General features: G+C 54.7%; 25 protein-coding genes and 1 riboswitch. Of the genes, 21 read left to right on the top strand and 4 right to left on the bottom strand.

Annotation, left to right across the window (positions count from 1 at the left end):
• Window positions 1–21 precede the first annotated feature (21 nt).
• Window positions 22–927 (bottom strand): polysaccharide deacetylase family protein, encoded by a 906-nt coding sequence (locus AC4ED1_RS06820; RefSeq protein WP_490937002.1) that lies wholly within the window; start codon window positions 925–927, stop codon window positions 22–24.
• 183 nt (window positions 928–1,110) lie between these two features.
• Between AC4ED1_RS06820 and AC4ED1_RS06815 the strand changes: the two genes are divergently transcribed.
• Window positions 1,111–2,613, top strand: coding sequence for a S41 family peptidase (locus tag AC4ED1_RS06815; protein WP_490937000.1), 1,503 nt, complete (start codon window positions 1,111–1,113; stop codon window positions 2,611–2,613).
• A 19-nt stretch (window positions 2,614–2,632) separates the two neighbouring features.
• On the top strand, window positions 2,633–4,237 hold the full coding sequence (locus AC4ED1_RS06810) for a CPBP family intramembrane glutamic endopeptidase (RefSeq protein WP_490936998.1): 1,605 nt from the start codon (window positions 2,633–2,635) through the stop codon (window positions 4,235–4,237).
• Between the two features lie 44 nt (window positions 4,238–4,281).
• Here the strand turns inward: AC4ED1_RS06810 and AC4ED1_RS06805 are convergent, their stop codons facing one another.
• The gene (locus AC4ED1_RS06805) at window positions 4,282–5,535 is read right to left on the bottom strand and encodes an ArnT family glycosyltransferase (RefSeq protein ID WP_490936996.1); all 1,254 of its coding nucleotides are present in this window, start codon (window positions 5,533–5,535) and stop codon (window positions 4,282–4,284) included.
• A gap of 199 nt (window positions 5,536–5,734) precedes the next feature.
• Between AC4ED1_RS06805 and AC4ED1_RS06800 the strand changes: the two genes are divergently transcribed.
• Entirely contained in the window at window positions 5,735–7,357 is a 1,623-nt protein-coding gene (locus tag AC4ED1_RS06800; protein ID WP_490936994.1) for a putative polysaccharide biosynthesis protein, read from the top strand.
• A 17-nt stretch (window positions 7,358–7,374) separates the two neighbouring features.
• Window positions 7,375–8,163 carry a TIGR00266 family protein gene (locus AC4ED1_RS06795; RefSeq protein WP_490936993.1) on the top strand — a complete coding sequence of 263 codons (789 nt, stop codon included), beginning with the start codon at window positions 7,375–7,377 and terminating at the stop codon, window positions 8,161–8,163.
• A gap of 10 nt (window positions 8,164–8,173) precedes the next feature.
• Here AC4ED1_RS06795 and AC4ED1_RS06790 read toward each other — a convergent pair whose 3' ends face one another.
• Both AC4ED1_RS06790 and csaB read right to left on the bottom strand, forming a co-directional pair.
• On the bottom strand, window positions 8,174–9,097 hold the full coding sequence (locus tag AC4ED1_RS06790) for a polysaccharide deacetylase family protein (protein WP_490936991.1): 924 nt from the start codon (window positions 9,095–9,097) through the stop codon (window positions 8,174–8,176).
• Window positions 9,098–9,142: 45 nt separating this feature from the next.
• Window positions 9,143–10,249, bottom strand: coding sequence for a polysaccharide pyruvyl transferase CsaB (gene csaB / locus AC4ED1_RS06785; RefSeq protein WP_490936989.1), 1,107 nt, complete (start codon window positions 10,247–10,249; stop codon window positions 9,143–9,145).
• Window positions 10,250–10,517: 268 nt separating this feature from the next.
• On the opposite strand from csaB, the gene AC4ED1_RS06780 reads away from it, so the two are divergent.
• The 17 genes from AC4ED1_RS06780 (at window position 10,518) to AC4ED1_RS06700 (ending at window position 25,245) form a co-directional block, all read left to right on the top strand.
• Window positions 10,518–11,465: an LCP family protein gene (locus tag AC4ED1_RS06780; RefSeq protein ID WP_490936987.1), complete on the top strand. Its 948-nt coding sequence runs from the start codon at window positions 10,518–10,520 to the stop codon at window positions 11,463–11,465.
• Between the two features lies 1 nt (window position 11,466).
• Window positions 11,467–12,225 carry a WecB/TagA/CpsF family glycosyltransferase gene (locus AC4ED1_RS06775; protein ID WP_490936985.1) on the top strand — a complete coding sequence of 253 codons (759 nt, stop codon included), beginning with the start codon at window positions 11,467–11,469 and terminating at the stop codon, window positions 12,223–12,225.
• 94 nt (window positions 12,226–12,319) lie between these two features.
• Window positions 12,320–12,550, top strand: coding sequence for an alpha/beta-type small acid-soluble spore protein (locus AC4ED1_RS06770; RefSeq protein ID WP_490936983.1), 231 nt, complete (start codon window positions 12,320–12,322; stop codon window positions 12,548–12,550).
• Window positions 12,551–12,797: 247 nt separating this feature from the next.
• Window positions 12,798–13,997, top strand: coding sequence for a methionine adenosyltransferase (gene metK / locus AC4ED1_RS06765; protein ID WP_490936981.1), 1,200 nt, complete (start codon window positions 12,798–12,800; stop codon window positions 13,995–13,997).
• Between the two features lie 160 nt (window positions 13,998–14,157).
• A complete protein-coding gene (locus AC4ED1_RS06760; protein ID WP_490936979.1) occupies window positions 14,158–15,351 on the top strand; it encodes a sensor histidine kinase in 1,194 nt (397 codons plus the stop codon).
• Window positions 15,314–16,018, top strand: a complete 705-nt coding sequence (locus tag AC4ED1_RS06755) for a response regulator (protein WP_490936977.1) — start codon at window positions 15,314–15,316, stop codon at window positions 16,016–16,018. The genes AC4ED1_RS06760 and AC4ED1_RS06755 overlap by 38 nt, the downstream gene beginning before the upstream one ends.
• 56 nt (window positions 16,019–16,074) lie before the next feature.
• Complete coding sequence (locus tag AC4ED1_RS06750) at window positions 16,075–16,506, top strand: glycosyltransferase (RefSeq protein WP_490936975.1); 432 nt, start codon at window positions 16,075–16,077, stop codon at window positions 16,504–16,506.
• A gap of 82 nt (window positions 16,507–16,588) precedes the next feature.
• Window positions 16,589–16,676, top strand: a riboswitch (cyclic di-GMP riboswitch).
• 238 nt (window positions 16,677–16,914) lie between these two features.
• Complete coding sequence (locus tag AC4ED1_RS06745; protein ID WP_490936973.1) at window positions 16,915–18,057, top strand: MGDG synthase family glycosyltransferase; 1,143 nt, start codon at window positions 16,915–16,917, stop codon at window positions 18,055–18,057.
• Entirely contained in the window at window positions 17,972–19,243 is a 1,272-nt protein-coding gene (locus AC4ED1_RS06740) for a glycosyltransferase family 4 protein (RefSeq protein WP_490936971.1), read from the top strand. Before AC4ED1_RS06745 ends, AC4ED1_RS06740 begins: the two co-directional genes overlap by 86 nt.
• 38 nt (window positions 19,244–19,281) lie before the next feature.
• Window positions 19,282–20,604 (top strand): UDP-glucose dehydrogenase family protein, encoded by a 1,323-nt coding sequence (locus tag AC4ED1_RS06735; protein WP_490936969.1) that lies wholly within the window; start codon window positions 19,282–19,284, stop codon window positions 20,602–20,604.
• A 123-nt stretch (window positions 20,605–20,727) separates the two neighbouring features.
• A complete protein-coding gene (locus AC4ED1_RS06730) occupies window positions 20,728–23,028 on the top strand; it encodes a GGDEF domain-containing protein (protein WP_490936967.1) in 2,301 nt (766 codons plus the stop codon).
• A 4-nt stretch (window positions 23,029–23,032) separates the two neighbouring features.
• Window positions 23,033–23,311 carry a hypothetical protein gene (locus tag AC4ED1_RS06725; protein WP_490936966.1) on the top strand — a complete coding sequence of 93 codons (279 nt, stop codon included), beginning with the start codon at window positions 23,033–23,035 and terminating at the stop codon, window positions 23,309–23,311.
• A 55-nt stretch (window positions 23,312–23,366) separates the two neighbouring features.
• On the top strand, window positions 23,367–23,735 hold the full coding sequence (locus tag AC4ED1_RS06720; protein ID WP_490936964.1) for a TOBE domain-containing protein: 369 nt from the start codon (window positions 23,367–23,369) through the stop codon (window positions 23,733–23,735).
• Window positions 23,736–23,757: 22 nt separating this feature from the next.
• Complete coding sequence (locus AC4ED1_RS06715; RefSeq protein WP_490936962.1) at window positions 23,758–23,910, top strand: hypothetical protein; 153 nt, start codon at window positions 23,758–23,760, stop codon at window positions 23,908–23,910.
• A complete protein-coding gene (locus AC4ED1_RS06710; RefSeq protein ID WP_490936960.1) occupies window positions 23,910–24,083 on the top strand; it encodes a glycerol-3-phosphate responsive antiterminator in 174 nt (57 codons plus the stop codon). Before AC4ED1_RS06715 ends, AC4ED1_RS06710 begins: the two co-directional genes overlap by 1 nt.
• Window positions 24,084–24,193: 110 nt before the next feature.
• Window positions 24,194–24,442: a hypothetical protein gene (locus AC4ED1_RS06705; RefSeq protein ID WP_490936958.1), complete on the top strand. Its 249-nt coding sequence runs from the start codon at window positions 24,194–24,196 to the stop codon at window positions 24,440–24,442.
• A 29-nt stretch (window positions 24,443–24,471) separates the two neighbouring features.
• A complete protein-coding gene (locus tag AC4ED1_RS06700) occupies window positions 24,472–25,245 on the top strand; it encodes a GNAT family N-acetyltransferase (protein ID WP_490936956.1) in 774 nt (257 codons plus the stop codon).
• Window positions 25,246–25,261: the final 16 nt, after the last annotated feature.

The following is a 25,261-nucleotide window of genomic DNA, read 5'->3' as shown; positions in this document are numbered from 1 at the left end:
TTTCAATGAATTGGCTGGCTGCTAATTGGCTTGTTGGGGCTCATGGTATTGTTTCAACTTGGCGAGCAGAGCGTCAGCCGTCATTTCCGGAATTCCGGCGTTAATCCGTTTGACCTGCACGTCGTTGCGGCCGTTGATTCCCTCCTGCACCGTGAAGAACAATTCAATGCCGAGTTCTTTTCCGATTTTGACAACGGTTTCGTTATAGGCGCCGTACGGATAAGCCAGCAGGCGCGGCTGTTCGCCCAGCTCGTCGTGCAGCCGCCGTTCCGCCAATGCGAGATCTTCCCGGATGCGGGTTTGGTATTCCGCGTCGGTTTCCACCCGCTTTTTGTCGGGAAGATAGACCGGACTCGCAAGAATTGGCTGCGGGTTGCCGGTTTTGGTCGTGTTCATCACGCGGTGCTGATTGTAGGTGTGGCTGTAAAAACCCATGCCGTTTTTCTTCATCTCCCGCATTTGATCCCACGTCAGGTGCGGCAGGGCGGCGGGGTTGAAAATGTCTGTCGATTTGACCACGATAAAATGGGCTGCCGGAAGACCGCGCTTTTTCAATTCCGGGTAAGCGTAAGTGTAGAAACTTTCGTATCCGTCGTCGAACGTGATCACCACCGCGTTTGGTGGGATGTGTTCGCCGGTTCGCACGAACTGCAGATATTTTTCCATGCTGATGACGTTGTAGTTGCTGTTTTGCAAAGCGTCGAGATGGCTTTTGAAAAGCTCCGGCGTGATGGTGGAGCCCGTTTGCTTCGGATCGATGTGATGGTAGGCAAGAACGAGTACCTTATCCTTGTAGTAGACGGGTTCTTGCTTGCCGAACGTTGGGGCGGTAATCGCCCGCGAGGAGACGTAAATCAACGTGCCGACGAGGATGATTGCCGCCAAAAACAGATATGGCATCCGTGTGCTGGTTTTGATATGCTGCATCTAGGTTCATCCTTCATGGTAAAGGTCTGCACACCCATAATAACACATTACGCCAAACAATAGTTCATGATTTGTTGCTTGCGGTTGGAGGGAATCGGTTATCCTTGTCGAATTTCCTAAACCATAAAAATCTTGGAAAATTGGAATTGCCCGTTTGCGGGCAATTTTAGGGGGCAGGAAGCCATGCGGAAGCAGACTCGGCCAAAAAAATGGGTGCCTTTTGCGCTCGCTCTCGGACTTACAGTCCCTGCCGGGATGCTTGTTCAACCCGTCGCGGTGATGGCGGAGGAGCCGGGGTTAAGCAAGAACGAGATTTCGTTGATCCAACTGTTTGAGGTGCTGCGGGACGTTCATTGGGGAAACGTCGGTGAAGAAACGTTGATGCGCGGCGCGGTGAAAGGGATGCTCGACGCCTTAAACGATCCGTATACCGCGTATTTTACAAACGAGGAATACCAGGAGTTTCTTGACTCCATCAACCAGAGATACGCGGGGATCGGAGTCGCCCTCGGGCAGGATTCATCCGGCCTGTTTGTGAAAGAAGTATATCCTGCCACGCCGGCGGAGGCTGCCGGGTTGAAAGCGGGGGACCGGATTGTCTCCATCGACGGCCGCACGACGAAAGACCAACAGTTTGAACAGATCGCGGAGCGGGTTCGCGGCAAGGAAGGAACGCCGGTCACGTTGGGAATTCAGCGGGCGGGGCGGAGTCCCTTCGACGTTACGATCGTTCGCAAGGCAATCCAGCTTCCCGTGCTAACCTCCAAATTGTTGGATGCGGAAACGGGTTACATCCGCATTCTGTCTTTCACCGAGAAGATCGATCAGGATTTTAGCCTCGCCCTGGCGGATCTGCAGCGAAAAGGGATTAAAACTTTAATCCTGGATCTGCGGGGCAACGGTGGCGGTTATCTGGCGGGATCGCTGCGGATTGCGGACAAATTTTTGCATGACGGAGTGATTGTAACCTTAAAGCAACGGGGGATGGAGCAGACGGTCACTGCCGATATTGAGGGCGTGGATTTGCCGCTTGCCATTTTGATCGACCGGGACAGCGCCAGCGCGGCGGAACTTTTGGCGGGTGCCTTGCAGGCCAACAAACGGGCCAAACTGGTCGGCGAGCGGTCTTTCGGCAAAGGCGTCATGCAACATTCGGGCATAACATTGGAAAACGGCGCCATAGTAAAAATAACGGACGGACAGTTTTACTTCTCGGACGGCTCGTCGCCGCAAGGGAGCGGGTTGACACCTGACGTGGCGATCGCCACCCGGGAGCTGCAGCTGCCTGTCGCGGTGGAAACGGTGCATCCCGAACGGAAAAAGAGCGTGCAGTTTGACCTCGCCAACGAACGGACCTATGTCAACCGCCTCGAAACCGCCAACCAGAAAGTCCTGACGAAAAACGGAAAACGCTACATCCCGCTGCGTTTTACACTGGAAGCTCTCGGGACGGTGATCAAATGGAATCCCGACGACGAAACGGTGACGTTCCGCTACAAAGGCCGGGATGTCAAATTGTTGACGCAATCGGGCGCCATGACGGTAAACGGACAGGTGGTGGCAATCGACGCTCCTTTTCTCCTGGAAGACGGAGTGACCTATCTTTCCGCCGCCGCCGTGGAAGACGTTTTGGCGCTTGACCGGTTTGTCGACGGAACCAACAGCATTGAACTGGAAGATTATTAAACGGTAAAGGATGGACCTGATGCGTCGCGGCAAGTATCCTCTGCTGTGGATTTTGGCTTGGCTTGGTTTGCTTGCGTTTGCCGCAATGACGGTGCAAGAGGTGGTGTCTGGCGAGCCGGTTTCGCTGACGCGGGAAGCTGCGGGACGGCTGGCGGCCAATTTTTTAAAGGGAAAAGGGATCGACACAACCGGGTATATACGGACGGAACTCTACCAGGGCGACGCGGAGATGGACGCGTATGTGAAGCGGCACAAACTGGAGGAAGAGTTTGCGCAAGCGAGCCGCTCCGTTCGCCCTTTGGCTTACTGGGAAGTCACGCATTTTATGCCCGGCGGCGACCTGTACCGCGTGCGGCTGGATGAAACCGACGGCCGGGTGATCGGTTACGAGCTGCGGCGGAGAGCCAATCGGGAGCTGCCGGCAGTCGAAGAAAAAGAGGCTTTGCGGCTGGCACGCGAAGAGCTTGCCCGGCAGGGGGCCGCGTTATCGCATCTGGCTCCAGAGCGGATTACCAGGGACGAGCAAGCGGAATGGCACGACGATTACAGGTTCAAATGGCGGGATCTGTCGTGGCGGGTAGGTAGCGCCCAATATGTCTACAAGATCGGCATAACCGGGAATCAGGTCACCGCCTTTCAAACGGAATTCCTGATTCCGCAGGCGGATCTGGACTGGTTTGAGAAACAGCGGACCCTCGGCCTGCTCATGACCGGGATCAGCCTGCTCGGGATACTGCTCTTTGTCATTTTCTCGTTGGTCGTCGCGTTTGTTTATCCGCGTCGGCAGGTGGATTGGCTGAGGGGTCTGATCCTGGGAATCATGCTGCTTGGCGCCGCGTTGGTCTCGAATCTCAACGAATGGCCGACTTTTTTGACCAATCTGGGGTTTGCGGATATTCCCCTGCAATGGATGTTGTGGGGAACGGGGATTTCCGTTACGGCGCTCGCTTTGCTGTCGGCAGGCAGCACCTATATAACGGCGGTTGCCGGCGGAGTCCTGCAAAATGAACTCTGGCCGGGAAAGTGGCTGCGCTGGGGGGATGCCCGGTGGCCGCGGAGAGTGCGGACCGCCGTTTTTCGTGGCTATCTGCTGGCGTTTCTTTGGCTGGGACTGCAGAGCGTCTTCTATTGGGTGTCGGAGAGGTATCTCGGCGTTTGGCAGGAGAGCGATTTTTCCCAGACCTCCTGGAACTATCTTGTGCCCGGCCTGTTTCCGGTGCTCGCCTGGATTGCGGGAATCGGCGAGGAGATTACGTTTCGCCTGCTCGGCATGAGTCTTGTCAAAAAATACACGCGCAGCACGTTTTTGGCGCTTTTGCTGCCGGCGATGATCTGGGCGCTGGCCCATTCCCTTTATCCGGTGCACCCCTTTTATACGAGGTTTGTCGAGCTGACGCTGCTCGGAATGGTCATCGGCTGGTGTTTTTTGCGGTACGATCTGGAGACGGTGATCTTTTCCCATATCGTCTTTAACACCGTGTTGATGTGCGTGCCGCTTCTGTTTGAGGGCACGTGGAAAGAACAGGTCTGGGCGGTGGGGTGGCTGATTTTGCCCGCGCTGGTCGGCCGTTATTCCCGTTTGCTGCAACCGAAATCGGTCCGTCAGCGCGAGGTTCTCCGGTAAAGATTCATGTCCCCGTGATTTGGCTCCTCACGGGGCTCCTGTTTTTAGAAGCGGGAGCGGAACGGGATCGCCAAAAGCGAACCGAGCGTCAGGATGCCGATCCCGGTGAACAGATAGGCTTCATACATCATCGGATACGCGTAACGGGCCGTTGCCAGAAACACCATGTGCATCACGGTATAATAGCCCAGCAGCAACAGCAGAAAAGGGGCGAACGGAATTCGCTTGCACAGCGCCGCAATCGCACCGATCAGGCCCAACACCATCAAAATCCGGTGGACGGGGATCAGCGCCTCTTTGATCGGCTGCAAAATCTCTGTCCAGACGAGAGGTTCCTTCCACCAGAACAGTTTGAACTTGCCGACGGTGTACCATTCGATGTAGCGAACCGGATCTTTTTCGAACTCTTGTGCAAACCGCTTTTTGCCCAGTTCCATCAGGTATTTGTCAGTCGCTTGTTCGTCTCCCCAGACTTTTTTCCAATGCAGCGGCCAATCGGGGAATTCCGGATCGTGTCCGTCGACCCAAATGTTGTTGTCGTAATAGGTGCCCGTCAGGAACGGATTGCCGCTGGCGACAGTCAACGGGATAAACTTGTGAAAATGGATGTAGTTGCGAAGGATCCAAGGCGACAGTGCGATCACAAAAGCGGCGCCGCATACGAGTGCCGCTTGCAATGCCTTGCGGAACCGGTAGTCGCGCCGCCCCCACAGATACATACCCAATAAAACGGGCAACAGCGCGACAGTGGGGCGGGTGAGCGTCGCAAGTCCCAACAGGAATCCCGCCACGGCAAAGACTTTATAGGATTTTCTTTCGATCGCGTGAAACAGCGCCACAAGCGTCAGAACCAACAGAAACGTAAACAGCGTTTCCGTCAGGAGCAACCCGGTCATGACAAGATACGAGGGAAACACCGCCAAAATCGCGGCGGCGATCCATCCCGCAACCGGCTGCCGCAATTGTTTGCCCAGCACGATAACCAGACAGACAGTGGCTGTGTTGACAAGCGCGAGCGCGACCCGGACCGCCTGGATTCCCGTGTCGCCCGTCCCGAACAGTTTCATGACGCCCGCGATGAAGAGTGGGAAAAGAGGCGGAATAAAAACGGTCGGAACATCCGGGTACGCATAGCGGAAAATGTGGTGTTCCAACAGCCATCTGGCGCTTCTGATGTAAGCCGCGTCGTCGCTGTCCAGCCAGAGCAGGTGCGGATAGCGGAAGATCACGAACAGGCGAAGGGCCAAGGCCAAACCGGACAATACAACCAGCCATTTGAGTTCTTTGCGCGAAACCAAACAAACACCCCTGGATATGCGTGATCGATCAAGGGTAGCGTACCATAATCGGGCTGACCTGTGAAGCGCCACATGGCCGTGAAAATGAAACGGGTTTGACATCGAGCATCACAAATCATATGGTGGAATAATGTTCTGCAAGAAAGCCTGAAAATGGTGTATATTTGTTGGGGAGTGCACGTGAGACGCGGGAGGATTTATGAATATCACCAAAAGCCAAACATTCGTAAGAGGCGCGGTTGCCCTGGCGTTGTCCGGGATGATTTCGAAGATTCTGGGCGTTGTGTATGTGGTGCCGCTGCAAAATATGATCGGCAGCTACGGGATGGGGTTGTACCAAATCGCCTACAACCTGTATATCTTTGCTTTGTACTTTTCGTCTGCGGGATTCCCGCTTGCGCTGTCGAAAGCGATCGCGGAGCGAACCGTGAAGGGCGACTATGACGGTGCGGACGAGGTGTTCCGAATCTCGCTGCGGCTCATGCTGGTCACCGGTGTTGCCGCATTTCTCGTCATGTTCCTTGGTGCGCCCCAGTTTGCCGGGCTTGCCGGCGAGGAGAACGCCACAATGGCGATCCGTTCGCTGTCCTTTGCGATCCTGGTGGTTCCGGTGATGGCAGCCTACCGGGGATATCTGCAGGGCCATCAGAACATGACGCCGTCGGCAACCTCCCAGGTCATCGAACAATTTGTGCGGGTCACGGTGATTTTGATAGGCACGTATTTCGTTTTAAAATTGGGGTATAAGATTCCGGTCGGCGCCGCTGCCGCAACGTTTGGCGGCATGGTGGGAGCGGTTGCCAGCCTGTTCGTCGTCATGTATGCCGTCATGAAAATGCGGCGGGGATTTAAGCGCCGGTTGACCGGTCGCGGTTCCGGCAATACGTGGAAGATTTTGCGGCAAGTTGTTTCCTACGCGATCCCGATCCTGTTGGCCACACTGGTGCTGCCAATCTCCCAACTGGTGGATACGTACACGGTGATCAACCTGCTGAAGTGGGCTGGTGTCGAACAAGAGAAGGCGACGGAAGCGTTCGGGATCCTGACCAATGACGGGTACCGGCTGATCCAGCTTCCTGTCACGCTGGCGACGGCCATCGGCACATCGCTGCTGCCTGCCATTACGGAAGCGGCCGGCAGCAAGGATTATAGACTGGTGCGCGAACGGATCGACATTTCTTTTCGTTTGATCAGTTTGACAATCCTTCCTGCCGCAGCCGGGATGTTTGCGTTGGCCGCCCCGATCGATCTGATGCTGTTCCGCCATACAGAAGGCGTCAATGTGATGCGGATCGTGTCATTTATGGGGATTTTTATGTCCTTTGAAATCCTGACCACCTATATGCTGCAGGGAATCGGATATATGTACCTCCCGGTCCGGAATATGTTGATCGGCACGGGTGCCAAGTTTGTGTTAAATTTGCTGCTCGTACCGTTTCTCGGGATTGAAGGGGCCGCCCTTTCGGCTTCCCTCGCGTATCTTTTCTCTTCTTTCCTGAACATCCGGAGCGTGTTCAAACTGACGAGGGTCCGGTTAAAGCTCGGCATGATGCTCACCCGTCCGCTGGCGGCGACGATTTTGACAGGGCTGATGCTGTGGGGAAGCGATTGGTTGGCAAGCCGCATGTTGCAGGGGATCATCGGTTCCGCCCGGCTGCTGGCGACAGTGAAACTGATGGTGATCTTGCCGCTGGGAGCCTTTTTTTACGGGATCATGACACTCGTCATGGGCGGCATCTCGCGAACGGAACTGCCGTATATTCCAAAAATCGGCCCGCGGGTAAGCCGGTTGCTGGAACGCTATCCGTGGCTGATGAGATAACAAGGGGAGGCAGGCTTATGAACGCACATCAAATCGACTTTAAAATCTACGGGGACGACATGCAGTTTGTCGAAGTGGAACTCGATCCGCAGGAGAGCGTGATCGCGGAAGCGGGAGCTTTGATGATGATGGAAGACGGGATCAGCATGGAAACCATCTTCGGGGACGGATCGCAGGAAAACAAAGGATTCATGAGCAAATTGCTGGGCGCAGGCAAACGCCTGCTGACCGGCGAGAGTCTGTTTATGACCGTGTTCACCAATGTAGGGCAGGGGAAACGGCACGTTTCCTTCGCCGCCCCTTATCCGGGAAAAATCATTCCGCTGGATCTGAGCGAATTGGGCGGCAAGGTGATCTGCCAAAAAGACGCATTCTTATGCGCCGCTAAAGGCGTGTCGGTCGGAATCGAATTCCAGCGCAAGCTCGGCACCGGTTTCTTTGGCGGCGAAGGCTTTATCATGGAAAAGCTTGAAGGAGACGGTTTGGCTTTTGTTCACGCAGGAGGAACCATCCATGAAAGGCAATTGCAGCCGGGTGAAATGCTGCGGATCGACACCGGCTGTCTGGTCGCAATGACGCAAGAAGTGGATTATGACATTCAATTTGTCGGGGGTGTCAAAACCGCGCTGTTTGGCGGCGAAGGCTTGTTTTTTGCCACCTTGCGGGGACCCGGCAAAGTCTGGGTGCAATCGCTGCCGTTCAGCCGTCTGGCAAGCCGCGTGTTCGCGGCGGCTCCGCAGGGGGGCGGCCGGCGGGAAGAAGGAAGCCTCTTGGGCGGCCTTGGCGATCTGTTTGACGGAGATTGAGAAAAGGCCCTTAAGGAAGCATTTCTTTAAATTGTTTGAGGGAGAGGTCGCCGTTGATGCGAACCCGGTGCAGGGTGAGCGCTCCTTGTGACAGTTCGGCCCATCCCGGGCGGGTGGTCACGGCGAAGCGGTAACCCGCTTCTTTTACGTATTTGACCGTCTTTTCGTTGAAACGGCCGGACGGATAGCAAAACGCGGTAACAGGCTCCCCGAGTTTGCTTTCCAGTTCGGATTTGGACTGGAAGATTTCGTTGTGCAAACGGTCATCCGCAAGTGTGGTGAGATCGGCGTGGGACAGGGTATGTGATCCGAATTCGACGAGGCCGCTGGCTTTCATTTCTTTTGCCATGTCGGTCGTCAGATTCATGCGGGCGTCAAAAAAACCGGTGACCATGAAAATTGTCGCTTTCAGGTGCAACCGTTTCAAGACCGGGAAAGCGTTCGTATAATTGTCCCGGTAGCCGTCGTCAAATGTAAGTAGGACAGGCTTCACGGGGATGGGCTTCCCTGCCGCCCAGTCCTCCAGATCTTTGAATGTGATCGTGTGGTAACCGGCATCCTTCAGGTGTTGCATTTGTTCGGCAAAGCGGGCGGGAGACAGACAAAGCAAATTTTTCGGATTGTCGGATATCGAGTGGTACATCAAGATCGGAACGCTTGCGGCGATGGCTTTCCCAGCGTTTTCTTCGACGTTTTTCCCGGCGTTATCGACTTTGGAATTTTCGGTTGCGGCGACGGCGGAACCGCGGTTCTCCGGTTTGCCGGTTGAGGTTGCAACCGGCCGGTTTGGCAGAATTTGTGCCGTTTGCGGCTTCGCTTTCACGGTATGCAGATTTGCTTGCATCGGCTGTGTGGAAGCCGGCGTGAGGCTGAAGGACAGTAACATTACGAACATCAGGCAAACGAGCGAGGCCCAAAGCCAAACCCGTGGCATGTGACTCCCCTCCCAGGAAGCGTTGCTTTACATTTTGAAATAGGGTTATCGCTTCAGAAACTTGACTGCGAGTTCCCCGCTTTTTTCCGCTTCCCGGCAGAGGCGGACAAGCGGTTCGCGCATTTGAAGCTTGATCTGTTCCCGATTTCGCTCCACGTGTTGAATCTGTTCGTTCAACCGCTCAAAGGTTACGCTGGTTACCGGTTCTCCCTGCGGCAGGCCAAGCCGGTGCACGAACCGGTCGATTTTGGGATCGTATGACAAAGGGACAAACGGCACTTCGTACAACGCCGCGAGGATCAAGGAGTGAAGGCGCATGCCGACGATCATGTCCATGTTGGCGATAATGCTGGAGATGTCCCGGAAGGAAAACTGGCGATTAAGAATGACCGCCGGTTCCTTCATCAAGGCGGCGGCCGCTTCCGATACGCTGACATCCCGCGGATACTGCATGGGGATGAAGATCACCTGCCAACCGCGGCGGCACAACTCGTCACAAGCTTTTGCCAACACGTCCAGATAAGGATGAGGGGTGTTCCAGTGGCGGATTGCAACCCCTGCCAGCGGTTTCCGTTCCACCGCTGGGGAAATGACGCCGAATTCCTGGAGAATTGCCGCCCCGTCGCGCTTCGGGAAGAGACGGGTATCGATGGCGAGAGCCGGATCGGCAGTCACATGAATCGGCGGTTTGTGGACGCCGAATTTTTTCAGGTCGTCATGGGATTTGTCGTCCCGGACTGTAATCAGGTCGACTTGATTGACGATCCGACGAATCAGGCGCTTGGAAAAATTTTTGTTGATCGGCCCGACGCCTTGCGCGTAGAACACGACCGGCTTGCCGAGCATCTTGGCGAGCGCGACGATCCCCAAATAATAGAGCACGCTGCGGGGGCTGCTCACATCCTGCAACAGCGAGCCGCCTCCCATAACGAGCAGGTCGGAACGCATCAGCTCCCGCGTAATGACCGGCAGGCTCCAGCGGTTGAACGCGGGGATGCCAAACAGTTCCTGCGTTCGTTTCGGTTGGTTGGAGAGAACCGCGAATTCCGTGTCCGGACGCAATTTGCGGAGGGAAGACAGGATGCCGAACAAAACCGTATCATCGCCTAAATTGTCAAAGCCGTAATACCCGGAAATAAGAATTCGCGGCATGCTTGTCCCCCTTCCTTCCACCGTCGCGGACGATGCGTGAGCCGAACCGGATCGTTCTTGCGGTTCCGCATGGGAGCCCCGAGTGTGCGGAATATGCTTGTGAAAAACACAGAATAAGTATACCAAGTCGGGCTTAATCTGGAAAGGGATTAAACGGCAAGCGAACGGGGAAGGAAAATCCTTCTTGGTAAACGCGCAAACCGATCCGAGAAAACTAACAAACAACTCGTCTTGCGGGCGCATTTGAAAGCATCGGAGGGAAGCGTCTATGCGACTTGGAAGCATTGCGCTGTGGATAGGGATCGTGGCAACTCTTGCGGCAAGCGCCGGTTCCCGGGATCGGACGCACCTGACCGCCAAACCGCCTCAAGCGCAGTGGCGGACTCCGGCCTCGCCGCAACCGCAATCGGTTTTGCAGGAAACGGCCGACCTTGCCCGTTCCTTTCTGCCTATCCAAAAGCTGCATCCCAAGTCGGTTTTGATACTCGGTCTGGATTCCAGACGGGGCGAATCGGCACGCTCCGATACGATCATGTTGGCCGTGTTGGATCCGGAACAGCGGACGGCCCGCGTCATTCCGATCCCAAGGGATACGTATGTGAGAATCCCGGGACACGGCTATACAAAAATCAACCACGCCTACGCATACGGCGGCTCGCCGCTTGTGAAAAAGACGGTGGAAGAGTGGCTGCAGACAACCGTCGACCATACGGTGGCGGTTGATTTTGAAGGATTTCGCCGGATGGTTGACCTTTTGGGCGGGCTCCCGCTTACTGTGGAAAAAAACATGGACTACGACGATCCAACCGATGGAACGCACATCCATTTGCGGGCTGGCGAGCGCGTTCTCAACGGCCGCCAGGCGCTGGACTATGTCCGGTTTCGGTATGATCCCGAGGCGGACACGGGACGGATGAGAAGGCAGCAACAGGTGTTGCGTGCAATAATGCAAAAAGGGATGACGCTGGAGGCGCTGCCCAAATTTGTCCCGATGCTTGAAATACTGGGCGGACACGTGCATACTTCCTTGGCTCCGGGCGAAGCGTTGGCGATCCTGACATCTTTCAGCGGATTTGAGCCGGAGCGTGTGCACACGGAAACGGTCAAAGGCGTCAACAAAGTGGCTCCCTGGGACGGATTGTGGTATTTTTTTGTAGAGAAAGACGAGCGGGAGCGGCTGCAGCGGCTGCTTGCCGACTGGTTGCGGAGGAATTGACATGAGTTCGGGGATGAAGAGTGCCGTCAAACAACCTACAGTCAACATATTGGGGGTACCCTTCAGCCCCCTTTCCTTTGATGAAACGGTGGAGCTGATCCGGTCATGGATGAGCGGCACCGTTCCCCGGCAGGTGGTCACGGCGAATCCGGAGATTGTGATGTTTGCGAGGAAAAACCGGGAATTCTGGAATATTTTGCAGCATGCCGATTTGGTCACGCCAGACGGCATCGGGGTGGTATACGCGGCAAGGCTGTTGGGACATCCTGTTGCCGGCCGGGTTACCGGGGCGGATCTGCTTCCTCCGCTGTTTGACAAGGCGAACCGGGAAGGATGGCCGGTGTATCTGCTCGGGGCAAGCGCCGAATCCAACCGGCTTGCCCGGGAAAATCTGGGGCGTCTCTATCCCCATATGCCGGTGTTCGGAAGGGACGGATATTTCTCGGAGGCGGACGTTCCCGGTATCCTCGGCGAAATTCGGCAGTACGGTGTCCGTTTGTTGTTGGTCGGACTGGGGCTTGGAAAACAGGAAGCGTTTATTGCAAAACATCTGCAGGAATTGAATGTACCCGTGTCGATCGGTGTCGGGGGATGTATCGACATCTATGCAGGGACGGTCAAGCGGGCTCCACTTGTGTGGCGAAAGCTGCAATTGGAATGGCTGTACCGGTTGTTGAAACAGCCGAGCCGCTGGCGAAGGCAGTTGGCGCTTCCCCTGTTTGCCTTGGCGGTGTTGCGGGAGCGTTTTTTTGGTCGATGATCCAGCAATTTTGCAGGTTATCTTGGCGTTTGGCGCACAGACTAAAAGCACCGGGCCCTTTTGTCCGGAATCTTGAGGTCGGGAGGCGATCCGCATGGCGCTAGGTGCAGGCAGAAAAGGAAAGCAACTGATTCCGGAGGCCCATAAGGCGCTGGACGATATGAAGTATGAAATTGCGGCCGAACTCGGTTTGCCGGTCTACCAGGGCAGTGAGGACTACTGGGGTCACATTGCCACACGGGATGCGGGTGCCGTCGGAGGAAAAATGGTTCAGCGCATGGTGGCGTTTGCCGAGCGGCAGCTCACGGGCGGCAAACTGTCGTGACAACAATCGAATAAAAAACTTATGGCATTGCATGAAATGTTGCAAAGGGAGCACCGCGGGATGTGCTCCTTTTATGTCTTTCCCAACTTTTTTCCCGCTATGCAGCGCATATCCGACTACCGGTTGATGAACGATAATGGATGAACGCCAATGATGAACGCTAATGATTGACAGTACGGTTTATTTAGGATAGTATGATTCATTGACTTAAGCAATAATTGAATTTGCACCTGCTGGGGGGATACCTGTGACGACCCGTCGTTACTTGTTTACATCGGAGTCCGTAACCGAAGGACATCCCGATAAAATATGCGATCAGATCTCCGATGCGGTCCTTGACGCGATTTTGGCGAAGGATCCGAATGCGCGCGTCGCTTGCGAAACCTCGGTGACAACCGGTCTGGTTTTGGTGGCGGGGGAAATCACGACGAATACATATGTCGACATTCCCAAAGTCGTCCGCGAAACAATCCGCGAAATCGGATATACCAGGGCAAAATACGGGTTTGACGCCGATACTTGCGCGGTGATCACCTCGATTGACGAACAATCCCCGGACATTGCGATGGGGGTAAACAAAGCGCTGGAAGCCCGTGAAGGTTCCATGACCGATGAAGAGATTGAAGCGATTGGTGCGGGCGATCAGGGGCTGATGTTCGGATTTGCCGTCAATGAAACGGAAGAATTGATGCCGCTGCCGATTTCCCTTGCGCACAAACTGGCACGCCGCTTGGCTGAGGTGCGCAAAAGCGGAACACTCGATTATCTGCGCCCGGACGGAAAAACGCAGGTGACGGTTGAATATGAGGACGGCAAGCCGGTACGGGTCGACACGATTGTCATCTCCACCCAACACTCGGAAGACGTCACCCATGAACAGATTGAAACAGATCTGCATGAACACGTGATCAAACCGGTTGTGCCGGCGCATTTGCTCGATGATGAGACCAAATATTTCATCAATCCGACAGGCCGGTTTGTCATCGGCGGACCGCAGGGGGACGCCGGTTTAACGGGGCGCAAAATCATTGTCGACACTTACGGCGGGTATGCCCGTCACGGCGGAGGCGCGTTTTCCGGCAAAGATCCGACAAAAGTGGATCGTTCGGCGGCGTATGCGGCCCGCTATGTAGCGAAAAATATCGTTGCAGCCGGACTTGCGGACAAATGCGAAGTTCAGCTCGCATATGCGATCGGGGTGGCACGTCCGGTATCGATCATGGTCGATACCTTCGGTACCGCGAAAGTCGATGAAAATTTGATCGTCCGCCTCGTCAAGGAGAACTTCGACCTGCGCCCGGCGGGAATCATCAAGGAGCTTGACCTGCGCCGACCGATTTACCGTCAGACAGCCGCTTACGGCCACTTCGGGCGCACCGATATCGACCTCCCCTGGGAGAATACCGATAAAGCCGCAATTCTGAGGGAAAAAGCGGGAATCCGGTAAAACTCCGCCACTTGCATGGAGAGCATGGCTTCGGTCATGCTCTCCATCGTTTTCGACATCACTCGAGGCCTACAGACAAAAATGAGGTCCTGACAAGCAGGAAAACAGGCCTTGCACATGGAATACATTGGGCAAAAGGATTTGGAGGAGGTTTCGGTTCGTGTCCCTGCATCTTGACACCCGGATCCTCGATCATGCCATTTCGTCCGCGTTACAGGCGATTGAGTCCAGCAAGCAGCAGATCTACGAAATAGCCGAGGGGTCACGCAAAGAATACCAGGCATTGGAGCGGGATGTCGCTGCAGTGCAGATGCAAGTGTTTGAAACTGTCAAAGAAGTCGACCGGCTTGAAAGCGCGTTGCGAAAAGCCCGGCAACGTTTGGTGCTGGTCAGCAGAAGTTTTGGTCAGTACACGGAAGAACAGATCAAGGAAGTATACGATGAGGCGCACAAAATTCAGACCGAACTGCTTGTTGTCAGGGAACGCGAGACCCAATTGCGCCTCAAACGGGATGACCTGTCGATGCGCCTCAAAAACTTGGGTGAATTGGTGGCGAAAGCGGAAGAGCTTGTCACGCAGCTCAGTGTCGCTTTCAATTATCTGTCGGGAGAACAAAAAGAAATCGGAGCCGTACTCCAATCGGTCGAAGAAAAACAGTATCTCGGCATCCGCGTGATTCAGGCCCAGGAGGAAGAGCGCCGCCGGTTGGCGAGGGAGATTCATGACGGTCCGGCGCAGATGATGGCGAACGTGGTGTTGCGCTCGGAAATTGTCGAAAAGGTCCTGGACCGGGATATCGAACGTGTCCGTTCGGAATTGCGGGAATTAAAACAGATGGTCCGGGACAGCCTGGCGGAAGTTCGCCAGATTATCTTCGACTTACGGCCGATGGAACTTGATGACCTGGGGCTGGCTCCCACCTTACGCCGCTATCTTGCAAAGTTCCAGGAGAAACACGGAATCCAGACGGATTTCGTGTTGATCGGACAGGAACGGAGATTGCAGGGGCCGATTGAGGTCGCCATCTTCCGTTCCGTGCAGGAGGCGCTTAACAATATATGGAAACATGCGAAAGCAACCCTTGCCACAGTCAAGTTGGACATGAGCAGTCCCGTGATCACCGTACAAATCGTCGATGACGGAAAAGGGTTTGACGTGAAAGAGAGAGGCAGGAACGAGCAGGGGCATTATGGGTTGTTGGGGATCCGGGAGAGGATCCAACTGCTTGGTGGCCAAGTGAAGTTCCGTTCACGAATCGGGGAGGGGACCAAGGTGATGATCACTCTTCCGATATCTGACAAGGAGGCAAATCAAGTTGAGCCCTCAGAGTCCGATCAAGATCGTCCTTGCTGACGATCACACGCTTTTTCGCCAGGGATTGAGGCGAATTTTCGAACTGGAAGACGATTTTGCGATTATTGGGGAAGCCATGGACGGCAACCAGGCGATTTCGCTTGCCGGCGCTTTGGCCCCGGATGTGATCCTGATGGATATCAACATGCCGGGAAAAAACGGGGTCGAAGCGACAAAATTGATTAAAGAAGCGCACCCGGGGGTCAGAGTGCTCATTCTGTCCATCCATGACGATGAAGCTTACATATTCGAATCGATCCGGGCAGGTGCAAACGGATATTTGCTGAAAGATGTCGAATCCGAAGTTCTCGTGCAAGCGGTGCGGGAAGTGGCGAACGGTACGGCATTCATACATCCGCAAGTGACGACGAAACTGTTGAATGAGTTTAAACGCCTGAGCCACAAGATGGCGGATGGCCAGGTTTTGCACGAGCAGACCGCGGCAACCGTGGAGCGAGATTCCTGGCAGGACCTGCTGACCCAGCGCGAGATGGAAATCCTGCGTTTGATGGCGGAAGGAAAAAGCAACCGCACCATCGGCGAAACGCTGTTCATATCGGAGAAAACCGTCAAAAATCATGTTTCATCCATTCTCGGCAAACTCGGAGTGGACGACCGCACACAGGCGGTGATCACGGCTGCCAGACGCGGTTGGGTAAGGCTCTGAACGAACGCCTGTCGCAAGGCGAGCATATATTGACACCACAAAGGGAGGTGTCAGTTATGCTCGCCCTTTTCGTTTGGGCGTTGGCGACCTATGGCTTTGTCGTCGGGCTGTTGAGGTTGATCCGGTATCTCCGCGCAAGCGTTTCGTCCAACCGCCGCATCACATTGGTGCTGATCGTGTGCGACGGAGAATTTTATATTGAGGGAATCGTCAGAGTCATCGCATATAAAGCGTTCTTGCACAGAAAAGACATGCGAATTGTGGTGGTGGACACCGGTTCCCGGGATGCGACCCAAAAAATTGTCAACCGCATGCAGGAGCGGGACGGCAGAGTCCGACTGATTGAAACGGGCGAAGATTTTGATGCGGAACTGCTTAAAAATATCTGGCAAGAGGCCGGATTGGATAGTTCTTTTGCACTATTTGATCTGCGCGGATGGAAAAATCCGATAAAAATTATCCCCGGGTTGACGAGAGTTGTCGAATAGGCGAAAAATTTCCCGAAAAATAGTCCTACGGCCCTATGTACGATCCAGTCGAATCATGTAAAATAAAAGCAAGGAATGAGTCAATCATCAAGGGCAAACCTGGTCGAAAGACAGGGACGCAAAGCCATGGGTCTAAGGCTGGAAACAGTTAGGACAGCCAGGCTGCTGATTGTTCCGGTGCATTGCTCAATTCCACAAAAGGTTTCCTCATTGACCCTTTTGGAATCCCCCTACCCCCACAAAACCAAGAGGTTCTTCTCCCCGGAAGGGCCTCTTGGTTTTTTCTGCGACGGATCCATTCCCATACACCTTATGTTGTGCATTCTTTATGAGGGTTTCATGAAACCTTTATGAATTCTTAAAACTTTGTTGATACGTTAAAACTGCAAATGAGAAGGAGGTGTGCGCTTGCCGCATATCGTTTTGCTGTCCGAGGCGATCGGAGCGGGCCACGAACGGGCCGCTTCCGCGATTGAAGAGGCGCTTTTGTCCCGGTACTGGGATGTGCGCGTGACCAGGCTCAATTTGCTTGATACCTTCCGGCCGCTGACCGCGAAAGTGACGCGGGCGTTGTATTTGGAGACCTTGGCCCGCCGTCCCCGTTTATGGGGGAAATGGTACGAATGGCAGAGGGAAAAGGAGATGAACGGCATCAGCCGGTCGATTGTGCACGGGATCCTGCAAAAGGATGTGGGAGCTTGGCTGCGGCGGCTGACCCCGGATGCTGTCGTATGCACGCATCCTTTGCCCGCTTGTCTGATCGGAGAGATGAAGCGCAAAGGGCTGCGCGTGCCGCTGTGCACGGTTTTGACCGATTTTGACATGCACGGGTATTGGGCGCATCCCGAGGTCGATCTTTATTGCGTTCCGGTGAATGAGACAGCCAGTGAGCTCCGCAAGCGGCTGCATGGGGATTCGGAGATCCGCGTAACGGGCATCCCCATCTCGCGGGCTTTCGCGTATGAGCTGGCGGAAGCCGTTGCAAACCCGTCGCCAAACAAACGCGTATTGGTTATGGGCGGCGGATTGGGGATCGGTGTTCCGCAAACCGTTCGGCAAATTGTCGAGTCTGGGCACGACAATTTGATCGACTGTGAAATCACTGTCGTTTGCGGTTATAACCAGCCTTTACGGAGAGAGCTGCATTCCCGGTACCACGGCCGGCAAAACCTTAAAGTCTTCGGGTATATCCGCGAGATTCCCCGCTTGATGGCCGTAAGCGACCTGCTGGTGACCAAACCGGGCGGCTTGACGATAGCGGAAGCGCTTGCCATGAAACTTCCGATGGTGTTGTACACACCGATTTACGGGCAGGAGTGGAGAAACGGCCAATTGATGTCGGAGTTGGGAGTCGCTGTCACGGTCCGCACTGCAAGAGAGGCTGCCGATGCGGTGCGCGGTTTGTTGGAAAGCGGTTCTGACAGGGAAAACATGATCAGGCGCATGGAGACGATCAGACGTCCGGATGCCGCCATGGAAGTGGCTGGTGCGGTCATGGAAATCGCTTTGGAAAACCGCAACCGAAACACGGCGCTGCGCATGTTGCGGTAGCGGCAAAAATTCTCGATTCGGAGGTCGATTTTATTTGCGGGTTGCCCTTTTTTCGGATACGTTTCCCCCTCAAATCAACGGGGTGGCGATGACGCTTAGCCGTCTGGTCGGATACTGGGAGAGAAAGAGGATTCCGTACCTTGTCTTCGCGCCGGATGACATGGAAGCAACGGATGATTCGAAGCGCATTCGCCGCGTGCCGAGTGTTCCGTTTCCGCTCTATCCGGAATGCAGAATTCCCTTGTCGCGTTATGCGAAGATCGAAAAACAACTCCTCGAATTTCAACCCGATTTGATTCACCTGGCGACACCGTTCACGCTGGGGGTGATCGGCCACCGCTTCGCCCAGCGCCACGGAGTGCCGGCGGTCTCGTCGTATCACACCAATTTTGACCAATACCTCGACTATTACCGTCTTCCTTTTCTCAAGAAAATGCTCTGGTCTTACGTAACCTGGTTTCACAACCATTGCGAACGCACCTACTGCCCATCGACCGCCACCAAGCAAGTGGTGGAGCAAAACGGAATCCGCAACGCGGAGATCTGGAGCCGCGGCATTGATCCCGCTCAATACAACCCGCAATTTCGCAACCCTCAAATCCGCCAAATCTACGGCATCGGCGAATCCAAACTACTGTTGCTCTACGTCGGGCGCGTTGCGCCGGAGAAAGATATCGACATCCTGCTCGGTAGTTACCTGACACTTCCCCAAGATGTGGCAGAGAGAGTGCATTTGATTGTGGTAGGAGACGGGCCGTTCATGTCGAAAATAAATCCGCATGACAATCCGAATATTACGTGGACAGGTTTTTTACGCGGTCGGGAGTTGTCCGAAATGTACGCCTCCTGTGATCTGTTCGTGTTTCCTTCGAGCACGGAAACGTTCGGCAACGCGGTTTTGGAAGCGATGGCGTCCGGACTTCCGGTGATCGGGGTGGAATCGGGCGGTGTTACGGACATCATTTCACATATGAAAAACGGACTGCTCTGCCATGCCCGTTCCGTGGAATCGTTCCGGGAAGGCATCAGTTTGTTGGTGCGCAACGGGCATTTGCGGCGGCAGATGGCTCATATCGCCCGATTGAGCGCACGAAAAAGGAACTGGGACGCCATCTTTGACCGGTTGACGGACAGCTACGGAACGGTCCTTCAGGAATGGCGGTTTGCCAAAACTTCGGTGTTTTGAAATGGGTTTTCCATCCTTGAGGCGGAAGGAGAAAGCGGATGAGAATATGCATCGTTGGCGCCGGGTATGTGGGACTTGTGGCGGCTGCGGTTTTTGCCGAATGGGGCCATGATGTGGTCTGTGTCGACAATGACCGGCAAAAAGTGGAGCAGATTCAAGCGGGCAGGCTGCCGGTGCATGAACCGGGGCTGCCGGAGATGGTGGAAAGGAACACGCAAGCGGGGCGTTTGCGGTTTACGGCCGATTTTTCGCAGGCGATCGCGGACAGGGAGCTTGTGATGATCGCTGTCGGAACGCCCCCGACAGAAAGCGGGCATCCCGATCTGACGGCTCTCTGGGAAGTGGTCCGGCTGTTGAAACGGGATGTGGCGGACCCTGTTACCGTTGCGATCAAAAGCACCGTACCGATCGGCACCTGTGAAGCCGTGTTCCGGTTTTTGAACGAAGATGGCGGTTCAAGGTTTGATATTGTCTCCGCTCCGGAATTCCTGCGCCAGGGGACGGCGGTGGCGGACTTTTTGTCGCCGGACCGCATGGTGATCGGGTGCCGGACGGAGAAAGCGCAGCGGCAGATGAGACGGCTGTTTGAACCGCTCGAATGCCCGGTGGTGTTTACCGACTGGCAAAGCGCGGAGATGATCAAATATGCGGCCAACGCGTTTCTCGCGTTGAAGATTTCGTATATCAACACAATCGCGAATCTTTGCGAAGAAACGGGAGCAAATGTTCACCATGTCGCACTCGGCATGGGACTCGATCACCGGATCGGTCCCGCATTCCTTAAGCCCGGCGTCGGCTTTGGCGGGTCCTGTTTGCCGAAAGACACGCAAGCGTTGGCGGCGCTTGGCGAAGCAAACGGCGTAAACGTGTCATTGCTGCGGGCGGCGCTTGAAGTGAATCACCAGCAACGGATGCGGGTGGTCAAGCAGCTGGAGGAGCGGCTCTGCGGATTAAGCGGCAAAAAAATTGCGGTGCTGGGCTTGGCGTTCAAGGCGAATACGGACGATGTGCGGGAAGCGCCCGCCTTGCCGATTATCTCCCGGATTCTTGAGTTGGGCGGCGAGGTGGCGGCCTACGACCCGGTGGTCGACATGCCGTCTCTCAACCGGCACTTGCCGTTTGCTCCCGCGCCGGATGTGTACGATGCCGTTTCGGGAGCGGACGCGGTGGTAATCTTGACTGAATGGGAAGAGTTTTACGGGCTTGACCTCCGGCGCGTGCGGCAGCTGGTCAGGAATCCGCTGGTGATCGACGGACGGAATCTGTTTGCTCCGCGGATCATGAAACAGCACGGATTTCATTATATATCCGTAGGCGTTTCCGACAAGGAGGCCGCCGGTTCAACGCTTTCGACTGTGTGAGGCGGTGGCTTTATGTTTTACGAATTTTTTACAAAAGATTTAAACTTATAAACCGCAAGGGTGGTATAATTTCCACGCGTCAACCGAATTTGATCCCATCCTGTTGGAAAAGGATGCTGAAGTATGTCAGACCGCCGCACATATGCCATGTTATTGACCGATAGCCTGAATACGACAAAATTTGCGGAATTGATCGGAAAAAAATTCAGGAAGCACCCGATCGGATTAATCTACCTGGACATCAAACGGTTTGGGGAAATTCAACGGAAATACGGGCAAAAAACCTGCGACCGGATTCTGCGGCATATCAAACAGTTGATTATCGAAGTCGAAAAAACCGGCGGCACCGGGCTGTTTGCCCACCGGATGCTCGGGGACGACATTTTTCTGTTTATCCGTTTGGAAGCGGATACGCCGAAACGGATGCTGACCCGCTTGTATGAACTGGCGTCCCGGATCCGGGAGCACGTGCAGCAAAAGCTCAACCGGCTCATGCTTTTGCCGGCCGAACGGATTGAATTGTACGCCGGCACGTCATTGCTTGATCCGGGCACGCACCGGAATCTCGACAGCGTGCTCTACAACGCGGTAAAGCAAGCGATATTGGAGGCAAAAAGCGAAACGGACCGGGAGTATACCGTCAAACGGGCCGAATTTTTCGATGTTCTCAGCCGACAAGCGATTGTTACGCATTATCAGCCGATTGTGTCGCTCATGACGGGCGATGTGTACGGGTATGAGTCGTTGACGCGGGGACCGCAGGGAAGCGATTTTGCGTCGCCGAGCCAGTTGTTTGATTTCGCCGAACAGGAAGGCAGTCTGTACGCTCTGGAAAAAATCGCACGCGAAAAAGCGATCCGCGGGTTTTCGGCAGCGAGTCCCGGGCAGAAGCTATTTATCAATCTGAACGCCAATGTGATTCGCGATCCGCATTTTACGCCGGGACAGACGATGAAGTTGCTGGAACAAATGAACCTGACGCCGCAAAATGTCGTTTTCGAGATTACGGAGCGCCAGTCCATCGACGATTTTGCAACGTTTACGCGAGTATTGGATTACTACCGGAAACAAGGATACCGGATCGCCATTGACGATGCCGGCGCCGGCTATTCCTCTTTACAGGCGATTGCGGAACTGCGTCCCGATTACATCAAAATCGACCGCTCCATCATCCACGACATCGACCGTGACAAAGTAAAAGAGATTCTGTTGGAAACGCTGGTCGCTTTTGCGACGAAAATCAACTGCCGGATCATTGCCGAGGGGATCGAAACGTACGAAGAACTGACGAAAGTGATCCAATTGGGCGTCCATCTCGGCCAGGGGTATTTGCTGGGGCGTCCGCAGGCTGACTTGCGTGATGTGCCGGAGGATGTCCGCAAGCTGATTCACGAGCACAACGCTCCGGAGCCGGAAACGGTGCGCAGCGGCGTTGCAATCCGGGACATTGTCCGCCCCGTCAAAGCCTTTGACGAAAAAACGATCGTGTCCGATGTGGTCGCCTATTTCAACAAGTTTGAAAACGAGTCGGGAACGGTTATCGTTCGCGGCAATCAACCGGTGGGACTCGTCATGCGGGAAAAGTTGTTTCAAAGCCTGGCGTCGCAGTACGGGGTTCCTCTGTACTGGAAGCGCAGCATCCGGAAACTGATGGACGGGTATCCGCTTGTGCTGGAAGAAAACGTGACGGTGGAAGCGGCTTCCCGCTTGGCGATGGCCCGGGATCACAAACGGATTTACGATTTTATTGTGGTGACGCGCGACGGGGAACTGGCCGGGGTTGTTACGATCCAGTCGATTCTTGATACGATGACCAATGCGCAAATCGAATATGCGAAAGAATTAAATCCGTTAACCGGGTTGCCCGGCAACCGGCAGATCGAACGGGAATTGCTGCGCCGCATCTCGCTTAGACAGCCGTTCTCGATTATTTACGCCGATCTCGATTATTTCAAATGGTTTAACGACCAGTTCGGATTTCAACAAGGCGACAGAGTCATCCGGTTTTTGGCGGATGTCCTGCAGCAAGCCGTTGCCAGCCGCCAAACGAAAGGGGATTTTATCGGGCATATCGGCGGCGATGATTTCATCGTGATCACTTCCTGTCCCAATCCGGCCGAAATGTGCCGGGAGATCATAGCCGGGTTTGACCGGGGAATGCCGGGGTTTTACGATGACAAGACGATGCGGGAAATCGCCGCGGGCAAGCAGGAAGGGATGATTCCTGTCAGGAACCGGTGGGGGGAAACCGTCGCCGCCAAAGGCGTTTCCATTTCGTTGGCGCTGCTGGAATGCGCCGGCGACGAACTCGCCTGCCTGTCCTTGGATTTGATCGCCAAACGGGCCGGCGAACTGAAAAAAATGGCAAAGGATCAAATCGGCAGCGTATGCGCGCATGGGAAATGCGAACTGTCGTTTCCGTAGGAACATGTTCATTATTTTGTTGGCCGGCCTGCTGGCGGTTCCTCGGGAACTGGTCGAATCTTCACGCGTGGAAGGGCTTCGCGGCAACTGGGGATTGTTGCGCAAAATCATGATCCCCCTGACGGGCGGAACCTTGTCGTATGTGTTTGTCACGACAATTGTGCTCGGAATTCAAGTCGATCTGCATGAGAAACTGCAAACGACCATGGTGTATGTCACCCATGACCAGGTGGAGGCGATGACGATCGGGGGACGGGATTGTCCTTGCGGACCGGGAATATAAGCTGCCGGAGGAATTTGTCGCGGGACTGAGACGCCATCCGGAATCTCCCGTTCTCTTGGGAATTCGGCCGGAAGTGGTCAGGATCGGGGAAAACGTCGCGGGGAACCGGCAGTTGGCAGACCTTCCGTCCGGGATGGCGGTCAACCCCGGGATTACGGTCGGCGGAACCTATGCGCGTTGCGAATATTTGGGAAACCAGTATATCCACCATATTGACCTGCAGATTTGCCGTATACAGGTTGCGACGCCGAATCCGGTGGCAGTCAGGCAGAATGCTCCGGTAACACTGGGGTTTCCGCTAGAGCAAATCCATTTTTTGCTGCCGGGGGCGAGCAACGGCGGATTGAAATGTCCGAAGGGAAAAACAGGGTTGATACTTCCATATACGCAATTGCGGGTTCGTGAGAAAGAAGCGATGCGATAGACGGGTAAGGAGATGATGGCGCTTGACCAGGGAGCAATTTTACGAAAGGCTTGTCAAAGTCAAAAAGATCGCTTCCGTCAAGGAACCGAAATTTATAGAAGAGGCGCTCGGGGCGGAACTCAGCGCCGTTGTTCTTTCAATCGGGAACATCGGTGTCATCAAACGGTTGAATTGATGCCCGCCTTGTTGCCGCAGGTGATCAGGGAATTCAGGAACGAAACCGACCTCCCCGTAATTGCGGGGGGATTGATCCGCAACAAGGACCAGATGACGGAAGCCATACGGCATGGAGCCGTGGCTGTATCCATGGGCAATTACCGGTTATGGCAGGAGAAACTGGACAGATGAAACGGAAGAACAACCGTTCGGGAAATATTACATAAAATTAAAACTCCGGAAACAAAATCTTCAAATCGTTTTGGTAGTTTGAATGCAACAAGGCGAAAGGAGAGATGAGGTTGGTCAAATGCCCGGCGTGCTCGGAACTGTTGGAACAGTTAACGACGGTACATTGTTTAAGGGTGCACGGAGTTACCAGACAACAAGTGATTGAGCGGTTCGGCAAGCCCAAGCCTCTTTTCACGGAGTTTGCGGGCAACAGGGTGGTTGCTTCCGTTCCCGTGATTCGGCAACGGGATTTTGTGAGCTCCCAGCAGTTGACTGACCGGATCCGGTCGAAACGCCGCAAGTTTCATTGTGACCGTTAAAAACGCATAATGCGAAAGGCGTGATGGACATGAGTCAACCGGCGGAAACATTCTTGCAGTCCCACCCGTTAAGCGTGAAGCTCGCCGAGAGCACGGAAGAAATTGAGCAAGCGTTGCGGCTCAGGTACAAGGTATTTGTCGAAGAAACCGGCAATATGAACCTTTACCATCCGGACGGAATTGAGCGGGATGCCTACGATCCCTACTGCGACCACCTGATCGTCACCGATTTGGAATCAAACGAGGTCGTCGGCACGTACCGGTTGCTGCCAGGCCCAAGAGCGATGCAACATCCTGGTTTTTACTCGGAGACGGAATTCGATTTGACCGCATTTCGCGAATACAAATGGCATTCCCTGGAACTTGGAAGAAGCTGCGTTGCGGCGGCATACAGGGACGGTAAGGCGATTCAACTGCTTTGGGAGGGGATCGCCGGTTATGTCATGCAGCACGGATACCGGCACTTGATCGGCTGTGCCAGCATTCAATTGCATGACCGAAAGGAATTGAGCGAACTGTACACCGTGCTGAAAGCCAAAGGCGTGATCACGGACCGGTTCGGCATCCGCCCGCTCGATACGCATCGCATCGGGGATCTACAATTGCTTGAGATGGAGTTGGACGAAAAAGCGGTGTTTCGCAAACTGCCGCCGCTGATGAAAGGATATCAGTGGCTGGGCGCGGAAATCGCCGGCGAGCCCGCATATGACCCGGTGTTTGAAACGACTGATTTTCTGGTCGTACTCGACACGGCCAACGTGACAAGGAGATACCGGCGACATTTTTTGAACCGGCATTTTTGAATCGTTGACAAAAGGC

The organism is Effusibacillus sp. SKA8, from assembly GCF_058273125.1.
This window is presented reverse-complemented; position numbering and strand designations above follow the sequence as displayed.